The 12791-nt window shown below is 45.0% G+C and carries 8 protein-coding genes; 6 read left to right on the top strand and 2 right to left on the bottom strand.

Features of this window, described 5'->3' with window-relative positions:
- Window positions 1–21 precede the first annotated feature (21 nt).
- The 6 genes from BLW16_RS10120 (at window position 22) to BLW16_RS10095 (ending at window position 9861) form a co-directional block, all read left to right on the top strand.
- On the top strand, window positions 22–2103 hold the full coding sequence (locus tag BLW16_RS10120) for a ComEA family DNA-binding protein (RefSeq protein WP_090556455.1): 2082 nt from the start codon (window positions 22–24) through the stop codon (window positions 2101–2103).
- Window positions 1997–4225: a ComEC/Rec2 family competence protein gene (locus BLW16_RS10115; protein ID WP_090556454.1), complete on the top strand. Its 2229-nt coding sequence runs from the start codon at window positions 1997–1999 to the stop codon at window positions 4223–4225. The genes BLW16_RS10120 and BLW16_RS10115 overlap by 107 nt, the downstream gene beginning before the upstream one ends.
- 1 nt (window position 4226) lies before the next feature.
- Complete coding sequence (locus BLW16_RS10110) at window positions 4227–5006, top strand: enoyl-CoA hydratase/isomerase family protein (protein WP_090556453.1); 780 nt, start codon at window positions 4227–4229, stop codon at window positions 5004–5006.
- Between the two features lie 19 nt (window positions 5007–5025).
- On the top strand, window positions 5026–5697 hold the full coding sequence (locus BLW16_RS10105; protein ID WP_090556452.1) for a hypothetical protein: 672 nt from the start codon (window positions 5026–5028) through the stop codon (window positions 5695–5697).
- A 61-nt stretch (window positions 5698–5758) separates the two neighbouring features.
- A complete protein-coding gene (locus BLW16_RS10100; RefSeq protein ID WP_090556451.1) occupies window positions 5759–7624 on the top strand; it encodes an LTA synthase family protein in 1866 nt (621 codons plus the stop codon).
- A 59-nt stretch (window positions 7625–7683) separates the two neighbouring features.
- Window positions 7684–9861, top strand: coding sequence for a S9 family peptidase (locus BLW16_RS10095; RefSeq protein WP_090556450.1), 2178 nt, complete (start codon window positions 7684–7686; stop codon window positions 9859–9861).
- 141 nt (window positions 9862–10002) lie between these two features.
- Here BLW16_RS10095 and BLW16_RS10090 read toward each other — a convergent pair whose 3' ends face one another.
- Entirely contained in the window at window positions 10003–10779 is a 777-nt protein-coding gene (locus tag BLW16_RS10090; protein WP_090556449.1) for an SDR family NAD(P)-dependent oxidoreductase, read from the bottom strand.
- Window positions 10780–10900: 121 nt separating this feature from the next.
- A complete protein-coding gene (locus BLW16_RS10085; protein WP_090556521.1) occupies window positions 10901–12769 on the bottom strand; it encodes a glycoside hydrolase family 15 protein in 1869 nt (622 codons plus the stop codon).
- Window positions 12770–12791: the final 22 nt, after the last annotated feature.

Here is a 12791-nt window from a genome sequence, read left to right as displayed (position 1 = left end):
TATTGGTATTACTTTGGCCACATGTCAAAGTATCTTTCTCTTCCAGTATTACACATTCCCGGCCTGCCAGCTTCAGCTGTACTGACGGCCATTTTCTGCGCCTGCTGTGCTAACGCCCCGGCGCAGGAAGATGTAGCGGCCAGAAATATTACCTCCCATCTCGCAGAGAGCCTGCCCGCGGAGGAGGATCTGTCACAACTGACCGAACGCCTGTCCTTCTACCGGCGTAACCCCATTGATCTTAACCATACCACTGCGGAGCAACTGAAGGAACTCGTATTCCTTTCGGCGCTTCAGATCAATAACCTTTTCACCCATATACGGATGAACGGGAAAATCAAAGACATCCTGGAACTACAGGCCGTAGATGATTTTGATCCCGAAACGATCACCAGGTTATCCCCTTTCGTCACGCTGAAAACCGCAAGCGACAACCAGCGCCTGTGGAATTTTAAAAACATAAAGAACAAGGGGAAAACTGAGGTTTTGTGGAGGTTCGGACAAGTGCTGAAAAAACAAAAGGGCTTTCTGGATCTTCCCGGGAGCCGCTATCTTGGAGGCCCGCAGAAATTATTGCTAAAGTACAAATACTCGCTTGCTGACCGGGCTGCCTTTTCGTTTACGGCAGACAAAGATGCGGGAGAAAGACTTTTTAGCAACCAAACAAAATCAGGGTTTGACTTCCTGTCGGGCAGTCTGGCGCTGTATAAAAACGGCCGGTTTAAAAAGATCATACTGGGCGATTACAGCCTTCAGTTTGGGCAGGGGCTGACACTCTGGACCGGGACATCCTTTGGGAAAGGCGCCGATGTTGCCGGGGTGGCAAAGAAAGATACAGGCTTAAAGCCATATACCTCTACAGATGAGTATGCCTTTTTCAGAGGCATCGGAACAACACTTATCGTATTAAAAAACATTGATTTAACCACATTTATCTCCTACAGAAGTTTAGATGCCAGTTTCAATAAGGAATCCGATGGAAAGTATACACTTTCTACGATCAGCAGCAGTGGCCTGCACCGAACGGCCACGGAGATCCGCAACAAGGGGAGCCTGAAACAGCTGGTGTACGGAACAGTACTGCAGCTGAAAACGAGCAATCTGGAAGCTGGAATCACCGCTTACCATTCTGCATACGACCACGAATTCACAAGGGGCAGCCTGCGATACAGGCGATATTCATTTGAAGGCAAATCGCTCGGTAACCTGGGGCTCCACTATAATTTTAATTTCAAAAATATCTATTTCTTTGGCGAAACTGCTAAAAGTATTCCTGGTGGCATGGCGGTCCTCAGCGGCGCCATGACCAGCCTGTCCTCCAGGGTTTCGGCTGTGGTGCTACTGCGCGACTATGCGAAAGACCACATCACATTTTATAGCCAGGGATTAGCTGCGGGTTCAGCCGCGGCAAATGAAAAGGGCCTGTACGGAGGAATCCATTTTAGTACCGGCACAAAATGGGATGGAGCGCTATATGCCGACCTGTTTCACTTCCCTTGGGCAAAATACAGGATAGACAGTGCATCGTCAGGGTATGACCTGATGGGACAGCTCAGCTGCTCTCCCCAAAAATCCTTTAAGCTGACGGTAAAGATCAGTCTCGGGTTAAGCGGGCAGAATCTAAGTGCCGGGATGCCGGTAAATCCTTTGGTCAAAGTAAGGAAAGAGCATTACAGACTCGGTGCAGGATGGAGGTTAAATCCAAAGATAAAAATGGAAAACCGGGCGGAGATCACGGCATACAGAAAGGGAAATATCCCGCGAACCTACGGATATATGGTTTATCAGGACGCAGATTACAGCCCCCTGTCTTCCAGATTTGCCGCCAATATGAGGCTGGCTTTTTTCAATACCCCAACATATGAAAACAGGATTTATGCCTATGAAGACGACGTGCTTTACGGAGCCGGTTCGGGCCTTTATAACGGCAGAGGAATACGGACATTTCTGAACATCAGTTACCGGCTTTCAGGCAGACTGAGGGCCTGGGCAAGGCATGCGGTTTCCTGGTACCCCGAAAAGGAAAAAACCGGGTCAGGACTGGATGAGATCAACGGGAATACCAAGCCGGAAATCAAGCTGCAACTGCGCTATCAATTTTAGCAAGGCCATGAAACAGTCATCCAATGTATTTGTCCGGATTCTGGTTCCCTTTTGTGCAGGAATATGGGTTTTGCGCGTAGCTCATTTTACCAAATTAAATTTGCTATTGTATATTTCAGCGTTATCGTCTTTATTTTTAATATTTATATTCAACTACTTATACACCTCACTTAAAGTTTACCATCATAAACAAAATATTGCCATTTTACTGTACCTGTTCTTTTTTTCCATTGGAGGGCTTTCCAGTTTAAGCCATCAGGAACTTAAATATTCTAATCATTTTTCGCGTTACAAGGCAGAATATTTCAAAATTTATATTGCTGATGAACCCCAGGAAAAGGGAGGAATCATAAGATTTAAAGCAAGGGTAACCTGCGCATATGAAGGTATAAAAAAGACAAGAACGGCAGGTCTTTTAATGATAGCTCTCCGCCTGGAATCATCGGGTTCACCGGTCCTGAATTATGGAGATGTTTACCTGATCCCGGCACGTTACACCTCTATCCCTTCCCCGCTGAATCCGGGTGAATTTGACAGTCCTGAGTGGCTGGCAAACCAGAGTATTTACCACCAGGCATACCTCTCCTCCGAAGAGCTGATTCCATTAAAAGAACAGCACGGACTGCCACTCATCAGATTTGCTATTGCCCTCCGTAAACTACAGGTTGAACGGTATCGTAAACTGATCAGGGATGATGATGCATTTGCCCTCGCCGCGACACTGATCCTGGGTTACCGGGCTGCCCTGGATACAGAGATCCTGTCGGCGTACTCACAGACCGGAACCATTCATGCGCTATCGGTTTCCGGAATGCATGTAGGCATTATCTACCTGATTCTCGAGGCTGCGCTGTCCTGGATGAACAGGAGAACAGTATTGAAATGGACAAAGGTCATCCTGATCTTAACACTGATCTGGTTTTACACCCTGCTTACGGGTTACCCGGCCTCGGCACTGCGGTCGGCCATCATGCTTACCATGCTCATTCTGTCAAAGTCATTGCATAGAAATACCAGTAGCAATCACATCCTGGCCTTTTCCGCCTTCTGCCTGTTGCGGTATGACCCTTTCCTTTTATGGGATGTTGGTTTCCAGCTCTCTTATATGGCTGTGCTGGGCCTGGTTGATTTGCAGCCCGGAATCCGGAGGCTCCTGTCTTTTAAATCGTACTGGGTTCAAAAGGGATGGGAAATGATCTCGCTGTCCATAGCCGCCCAAATTTTCACCTTCCCCTTCAGCATCTATTATTTCCATCAGTTTCCGGTCTATTTTCTGCTCAGTAACCTGTTTATCGCACTGCCGGTCATCGCGCTGATGTATGCTGGGCTGGCTATTTTAATCTTTCACCTGTACTGGCTGGCTGTTCCGTTTGAATGGCTCATCACTTTCATGAACAGCGGATTAGCCAGGATTGCCCGCCTCCCCTACTCAACGGTTCAGCAGATCTGGCTCACAAAACCTGAATTATGTCTGCTTTGTATGTTAATGATAGCTATCCTAACGGGCCTTCAAAATAAAAAGAAGCTGTACCTTTTCGCCGCACTTTTTATCCTGATGCTATTGCAGGGACTGCTGGCGCAGGAAAAAATAACTGCACAGCGGCAAAAAAAGATCATCCTCTTTTCGCTGAACAGGAATTATGCAGTTGCATTTATCCTGGCTGAAAAAGCCGTTCTGGTAACCGATCTCCGGCCAAACAATCAGGCCTTTAAATTTCATATTCAACCCGCACTCGATCAGTTGAGGATCAGCAGTGTTATTTGTATTCCCTGGAATACGCGCAGGAAAGAGCGCGAAGGGTACGGACTTGTAATCAGGGACCATCAGATCCGTTTCCGGCAATTCAGCATATTAATGGTGGACAGCTTTTTTGATCACCGCCGGATACGGAACCGATCTCTGTTTGATGCGATCTGGATTCACGGGAATCCCCGCGTAAAGGTATCAGAACTGAGAAAGGACATCCGTTTTCAAAAAATATGGATAGATGGGACAAACTATAGTGACATCGTAAACAAAATCCAGACAGATACGCTTTATTTTAAAAGCTCAACTATTGTATTAAAAAAAATTACGGCATCTTTGATTAACCTTAATCAATATAAACCTATTCAGAATTAGCATGACATCATCCCTGGTCTTATATTCGGTAGCAGACCGTATCGCCACGATCTCGCTGAACCGTCCTGAAAAACGTAATGCCTTTAACCCCGAACTGGTCAGTTCCTTAACAGCAGCCCTCCTGGAGGCTTCTGATGATGAAAATGTAAAAGTGATTATTCTGAAAGCTGAGGGAACGACTTTTAGTGCGGGTGCAGACCTCGCTTATCTGCAGCAGCTGCAGCAGAATACCCATGAAGAGAATGTGAAGGACAGCGAGAACCTGAAAACACTTTTTACAACAATCTATTATTTACCCAAGGTGGTTATCGCACAGGTTGAGGGACATGCCATTGCGGGGGGCTGCGGATTGGCGACGATCTGCGACATTACATTCGCCGTTCCTGAAGCCAGTTTTGGTTATACTGAAGTAAAACTGGGCTTCGTTCCCGCAATTGTATCTTGTTTTCTGATGCGTAAAACTGGTGAGACAGTCGCAAAAAAAATATTGCTCACAGGAGATTTATTTTCAGCAGAGCAGGCATTGGCTTACAATTTGATCACGTATGTAACAAATAAAGATGAAATTAGTCAGACGGTACGGGATTTTGCGTTAAAGCTGTGCAATGAAGCTTCGGGAAACTCCCTGATGGTTACCAAACAGCTGATCGGGCAAACAACAAATCCCGCATTGGAAAATGCACTTAACCTGGCCGTACAGATCAATGCCAGGGTGAGGGAGAGTGAAGATTTCAAAAAGGGTATTGCTGCCTTTATCAGCAAAGAAAACATTAAATGGTAAACTATTAAATTGAAACAATATGTTAAAGTCGATTAAAACGAGTGTACTGGCTGCGATCCTGATCAGCACTGCTGTACTTGCACATGCACAAAAAAAGGTGAATGAAGGTACACTTACCTATACGCTAACCTATGAGCTGAGCCCGGAGCAGCAGTCAATGGCCGCGCAACTGCCACCGGAAACAAAATTTAAATTCAACGGGAGCTTAATTAAGCTTGAACTGGAACAGGGGCCTGCAAAGATCACTGTGATTAACGATGTAATCCAGAAGAACGGTTTGGTACTGGTTGATGTGCCTATTGCACAAAAGCAATATGCTGTAAAAACTTCTAAGGAAGAAAATGAGCAGATGATGGGTAAAACACCCGTTCTGACTGATTTTAAATCTACAGGAGAGAAACAAAAGATCGGCGATTACAATGCTGAGAAATATACTTACAAAGATGATAAAGGCGCATCTTATGAGCTTTGGGCTACTAATGACATTCAATTACCTGAAGGAATTTCGGGTTCAGAATTCAAATCCCTTGCCGCTACACCGGTGAAATTCACCAGGATGCAGAATGGTGTTAAGGCCAATGTAACCATTAAAGCACTGGTAGAAGAGAAAGTAGGCCCGATTTCAATGGATGTTCCTTCTTCTTATGAACTCACTACCATGGATGCGCTGAAAGCAATGGGTGGCCAATAAAATTAAATAATTTTACAAAATCAGGATTTTTAGCGGTGCATATTTAATTAAGTTTGCGATAATGTTAAAAGTCCTGATTTTTTTTGCACGGTTTTTTATTTTCTGGTTGCTGTTTTTCCTGCTGGACAGATTCATCTTCGTCTGCATTTTCCTGAAGAACATTCCCAATGCATCTTTTACCGAAATTGTTGCCGTATTTTACCACGGCACCCGTCTTGACCTGGCCGCAGCGGCTTATATGATTGCGGTACCCCTCCTTTATTTTGTGATACGGTTCCTCCTTACACAGCGGAAAATTGAAATGCACTGGCTGAAGATGCTCAATAAAGTTTATATTATTCTTTTCAGCCTGATCGCTGTGGTCAACTTTAATATCTACCGCGAATGGGGAAGCAAAGTCAATGCGAAAGCTATAGGGTTTGCATTTTCTGCACCTAATGAAGCCCTTGCTTCGAGTGCTTCTTCGCCGATCATCTTTAACCTCGCCGTTTTAGCCGTTCTGATCGCCTCCGGACTCACACTGAACAAACTGATCCTCCAAAGGGAATTACAGCCGCAGCGGACTCCTGTATGGGCTAAAGCCCTATTCAGCATCCTGCTGACCGGATTAACTTTTCTGATGATCCGCGGGGGCTTTGGCGTCTCTCCAAATAACCAAAGCATGGCCTATTACAGCGACAAACAGCTGCTCAACCATGCTGCGGTTAATACTGAATGGAACTTAATAGCAGATGTGCTGAAATCCCGGCATTCAAATCACAATCCCTACCTTTATTATCCGGATCAGGTAGCGGAACAACAGGTAAAAGACCTGTACGGCATAAAAAAAGATACCACTACCCATATCCTTAAAACCAGCCGGCCGAATATAGTGGTGGTCATTATGGAAAGCTTTACGGCTGACCTCACCCAAACGCTGGGCAATGAAATTGGGATAACGCCCAAATTTGACAGCCTCATTCACCATGGCTTATTCTTCAGCAGGATCTACTCCACAGGTAACAGAACGGACAAAGGTATCATAGGGACGCTGGCGGGTTATCCGAGTCTGGCAGCGCAAAGTATTGTAAAATTCCCCGAAAAAATGGAGCGGATCTCTGCGCTTTCAGGAGAATTGCTAAATAACGGATATCATACTTCGTTTTTTTATGGCGGACAATCCGAGTTTGACAACTATAAAGCATTTATACTGAGTCATGGTTATGACTTGCTGATAGATAAAGCCAAATTCGATGCAAAGGATATGAATTCCAAATGGGGCGCCTATGACGGTGTTGTATTTAACAAACAGCTGCAATACCTGAATACGGCGAAACAACCCTTCTTTTCCACACAGATGACGCTGACCAACCATGAGCCGTTCGAAGTTCCCGGAACGTATAAGTTTGGCAATACCGATAATATCCATAAATTTAAAAGCACGGCTTTTTACACGGACTCCTGCCTGAACGACTTTCTCAGCAGGGCAAAGAAACAACCCTGGTATAAAAATACACTCTTTGTCTTTGTAGCCGATCATGGTCATATCCTCCCGAAAGAACGTCAGGAGGTTTATATCCCCCAGCGCTATCATATTCCCCTGTTATTCTTCGGAGACGTGATCAAAGAGGAATACCGCGGAAAAACAATGGATCAGGTAGGAAGCCAGATTGATATTCCCGCTACTCTGCTGCACCAGCTGGACCTCAGTGCTGCGCCTTTTGTATGGAGCAAAAACCTCCTCAATCCCGAAACGAAAAATTTTGCTTATTTCAGCTGGGACAATGGAATGGGTTTTATCGATAACAAACAATGTGTTACATTTGACAATGTAGGAAAGATGGTCCTGTATAATGACCGTCCCCAGGATGCCGGAAACACAACAATACTGCTGAAGAATGCCAAATCTTATATGCAGTCAGCTTACAAGCACTTTCTGTCACTCTGATCAAAAAACCTGCAGAAATGCAAGCTCATTAACTTACAAAATAAAAACTATTGAACCAAATGAAGCAAAAACCAGTTATTTTAAAACTTGTCTTTGTACTATTGATCAGTTTTTTTTGTGCAGACACTTATGCACAGTCAAAACATGAGGTCAACTGGACCAAAGACGGAAACGGATACTATGAGATCTCCGATGGCGAAATTGTAGACGTCACCTTACCAAAGCGGGACAGAAAGACAGTGATGAGCAGAACTCAGCTCAGCCCCGCAGGGATGAACCAGCCGCTAAGGATAAAGGAATTTGTTATTTCTGCCGACGGCACCAAAGTACTGATCTATACCAACAGTAAAAAAGTATGGCGCTACGAAACCAGGGGCGACTACTGGCTGGCCGACCTGAAAGCCAATACCCTTACCCAGATAGGAAAAGACCGGCCTGCGTCTTCTTTAATGTTTGCCAAGCTTTCACCTGATGCCAGTAAAGTAGCCTATGTAAGCGGTCATAACCTCTATGTGGAGGACCTTGCTACAAAAACTGCCAAAGCATTAACTACAGACGGCACCGACAGGCTGATCAACGGAACGTTCGACTGGGTGTACGAGGAAGAGTTTGACTGCAGGGATGGCTTCAGATGGAGCCCCGATGGTACATCTTTAGCTTACTGGCAAATTGATGCCAGGAAAATCAAGAATTTCCTGATGATCAACAATACCGACTCCATTTATCCATATGTTGTTCCTGTGGAATATCCTGTTGTTGGAGAAAATCCCTCAGCCTGTAAAATAGGCATTGTCAACGTAGCTACTGCGCAAACAACATGGGTAAATGTTCCCGGAGACAATATCCAGAACTATATTCCCAGAATGGACTGGGTACCCAATACCAGCGATATCATTCTGCAGCAGATCAACAGGGAGCAAAACACAACACACCTGTTTGTTGCCAATACAACCTCAGGCACCGTCAAAAGTATCTATACAGAAACCGATAAAGCCTGGGTTGATGCCGCAGCAGACTGGGAATGGATCAACGGCGGAAAAGAATTTATCTGGATCAGTGAGAAAGACGGATGGCGTCATTATTACCGCATCAGTAAGGACGGCAAAAAACAAACCCTGATCAATAAAGGTGCCTATGATGTGATTGAGAGCAGCCTCGTGGATGAAAAAAACAATACGTTTTACTTTATCGCTTCTCCGGCCAATGCTACCCAGAAGTACCTGTACAAAACGAGGCTGGATGGGAAAGGAAATTTAGAGCGGATAACCCCTTCCATTTTTCCGGGAACACACAGTTATGATATTTCGCCCAATGGCATCTTTGCAAACCATACGTATCAGAGTGCTAACATCGTGCCCATCACGGAATGGATGAGACTCGATACCGGCAATCCTTTTACCATGGAAGGCAGTTTAACCAACCAGCTGGGCCGCGTACAGCAGCCAAAGAACAAAATAGAGTTCTTCAAAGTAAAAACGGATGACGGAACAGAGCTGGACGGATGGATGAAGAAACCTGATAACTTCGATCAGACAAAAAAGTACCCTGTAGTTTTTTATGTATATGGCGAGCCTGCTGCACAAACAGTAACCGACACCTACGGTACAGGATACAATTATTTGTACGCAGGAGATATGCCTAAGGATGGCTACGTCTATATTTCAATTGAAAACCGCGGCGCACCTGCTCCTAAAGGACGCGAGTTCCGCAAGAGCATTTATAAAAACATCGGTGTACTGAACATCAATGACCAGGCGTCGGCAGCAAAGAAAGTGCTGGAATGGCCGTTCATCGATAAAGACAGAGTGGCTGTATGGGGATGGAGCGGCGGCGGGTCGTCTACGCTGAACCTGATGTTCCAGCATCCTGAGATCTATAAAACAGGAATTGCGATTGCAGCAGTTGGCAACCAGCTTACGTACGACAATGTTTATCAGGAGCGCTATATGGGCTCTCCCCTGACATCAAAGGATGCTTATATCAAAGGATCGCCAATCAATTATGCGAAAAACCTGCAAGGTAACCTGTTGTATATTCATGGTACCGGTGATGATAATGTGCATTACCAGAATGCTGAAATGCTGATCGATGAGCTGATTAAAAATCAAAAGGTATTCCAGCTGATGTCTTATCCTAACCGTACACACAGTATCAATGAGGGTAGCGGAACAAGAGAACACCTGAGCAGGACTTATACCAAATTTCTGCAGCAGAACTGTCCTCCGGGAGGAAAATAGAGTTTCCGAAGCCTGAAATTCTCCGGCTTCGCTGAATATAAGGATATGTTGTATCCCGGCTGCATAAATTTGCTGTGCAAAAGAACGCCAGGATACAACATATCCTTATATTTTTTGGTTATCCAATAGCAGGGCGCCCTGTTAAGCTCCCTGCCCGATGTTGATCATCAGGCCGCCGTCCATTGTATAGGTGCTTCCTGTTACATAATCCGCTTCCTCAGAAGCCAGGAATACTGCCAGGTAAGCAATCTCTTCAGGTCTTCCGGCCCTGCCGAGCGGAATGTTCTTTTCTGCATCTTCCCTTACTTTCGGATCATCCATCGCTTTTTGGTTCATCGCTGTCATGATCATACCAGGTGCAATATTATTCACGTTGATACCAAAAGGAGCCACCTCGAGTGCAATGGTGCGCATCAAATTTCTGATTCCCGCTTTTGAGGCATTGTAATCTGCATTTCCGGGAGCAGTGATTTCTTCATGGACAGAGGAAATATTGATGATCTTGCCTGGCTTTTTCAATGCTTTGCGGTGCTGAATAAATTTCCTGCTGCAGAAAAAAGTACCGTAAAGATTGGTACGGAGGGTTTTGTCAAACACTTCAGTATCCATTTCATCGATCGGGATACCGGAGCCGTTCACTGCTGAGTTGTTCACCAGAATGTCAATTCCTCCAAAATCTTTGATCAGCTGCTCCATCTTCTTCTCCACATCTTTTTCATCACTCACATCAAGGTTGATCAGCTGAGCATCTTTTTGCTGCTCTTTTACCTGGGCTAAGGTGTCTTTCCCCCTTTCTTCGTCGCTATAGTAACAAACAATAACTTTTGCTCCCTTTTTAGCATACGCTATTGCGATGGCCCGTCCAATGCCAGAATCTGATCCTGTGACGAGCGCTACTTTGTTTTCCAGCTTTTTCATGGGTTAATATTGTTTTTTATCGTTATGAAGCTATCATGATCTTGTACTCATTAGATTTTTTGGTACGTAAGATCATGATGGTTTCATGGGTTAATATTGTTTTTTATCGGTTATGAAGCTATCATGTTATTATATTAGACCTGTCCAGTTGTTTATCCAGTTCGAGTGCAGCACTGATCAGCGCCAAATGGGTGAATGCCTGCGGGAAATTACCAAGATGCTCGCCCCGCTTACTAATCTGCTCACTAAAAAGACCAAGATGATTGGCATAACCCGTCATTTTCTCGAAATATTCCAGGGCCTTGTCAATCTCTTTATTTTTTGCCAGTACTTCGATAAACCAGAAAGAACACATGTTGAAAGTACCCTCTTCGCCGGTAATTCCATCAGCGTCACCGCTGTTGTCATACCTGTATATTAACACATCAGTACTCAGCTTTTCCTCAATTACTTTTAATGTAGATAACCATCGCGGCTCGTCAGCGGTAATAAAATGTACCAGAGGCATCAGTAACACCGAGGCATCAACGGCTTCAGCACCTTTGTACTGCACCCAGGCACCGAGTTTCTCATTCCAGAATTCCTCATAGATATCGATATATATTGCATCACGCACCTCATTCCATTCCTGCTCAGGATAGGGAAAAGAGCGGTCTATGGCTATTTTTATTGCCCTGTCCATTGCCACCCAGCACATCAGCCTGGTATGCAGGAAGTGTTTCTTTCCATTTCTGAACTCCCACATGCCATGGTCTGGCTTTTTCCAGTCATCGATCACACAGGAGATATGTTTCTGCACGGTGATCCAGAATTCGTAGTTTATTTTAGTATGGTTTTTATTGTAAAGGTAAATCGTATCGATTAGCTCGCCATAAATATCAAGCTGATGCTGGTCCTTGGCGGCATTACCTATCCTCACCGGGCCCGATTTCATATAACCTTCCAGATGTTTCAGTTCCTCTTCATCCATCACGGGGGAGCCGTCAATGGCATACATCAGGTGAAGCACCTCATCACCGGAGCGCTCATGGATCCACTTTAAAAAGGCAGAAGCTTCTTCCCAGTAGCCCAGCCTCAGAAAGGCGTACATCGTAAAAGCGGCATCGCGGATCCAGGTGAACCGGTAATCCCAGTTCCTGTCGTGCCCTATGGCTTCGGGGAGGCTAAATGTGGGCGCCGCCACCATTGACCCATAGGACGCAGAGGTGAGCAGTTTGAGTGTAATTGCAGACCGGGATACCAGATCTGTCCAGCGCCCCTTATAGGTAGATTTATTGATCCAATGCCTCCAGAATTGAATGGTTTCCTGGTAACTGGAACTTTTATAGAAGTCAATATCCCTCAGCTTTTCCGTTTCTTCCTTTCTGATTGATTCCAGTACCACCCAGGCTTTTTCCCCCTGTTCAAGGGTGATCTCCGCATAACCATCATTCTCTTTAAATTTCAGCGGAAAATCTGCAATCAGCCTCACCATGGTGTCGCCATCATTTATTGCGGTAAATATCAGCTCCTTGTGTCCCTTTTTCTCAATCTTATGCGCAGCCTTGGCATAATCAAATCTCGGGGCACAATTCACCTTATAGGTCACTTTTCCTCTTATGGTTTTTATTTTCCTGACAATTGCGCAAATACTTTTGTCATCGCCCTCTTCAAGGGGCATATAGTCGGTTACCTCAGAAATACCGTCATCAGAAAAAAACCTGGTCAGCAATACGGCTGTTCCGGGTATATAAAGCTGTTTGGTCTTGTATGAGTTAAACTGCGGTACAACGGAGAAACTGCCGCCATCCTCTTTGTCCAGCAGGCTGGCAAAAACGGTTGGTGAATCAAAATTGGGAAAACACATGAAATCAATATTTCCGTCTAAAGAGACAAGCGCAACGGTTTTCATATTGCCTATGATCCCGTAATTTTCGATGGGTAAATATGGGGGTGCTTTTTTCACCTCTATTAAACCAACAAATTGTGCTAATGTTTTGATAACATTCATTCTATCCCTGGCTTTATATACC

The sequence above is a fragment of the Pedobacter hartonius genome (assembly GCF_900107535.1).
Lineage (GTDB): Bacteria > Bacteroidota > Bacteroidia > Sphingobacteriales > Sphingobacteriaceae > Pedobacter > Pedobacter hartonius.
The sequence above is the reverse complement of the archived record's forward strand: the minus strand, read 5'-3'. Positions and strand labels throughout refer to the sequence as shown.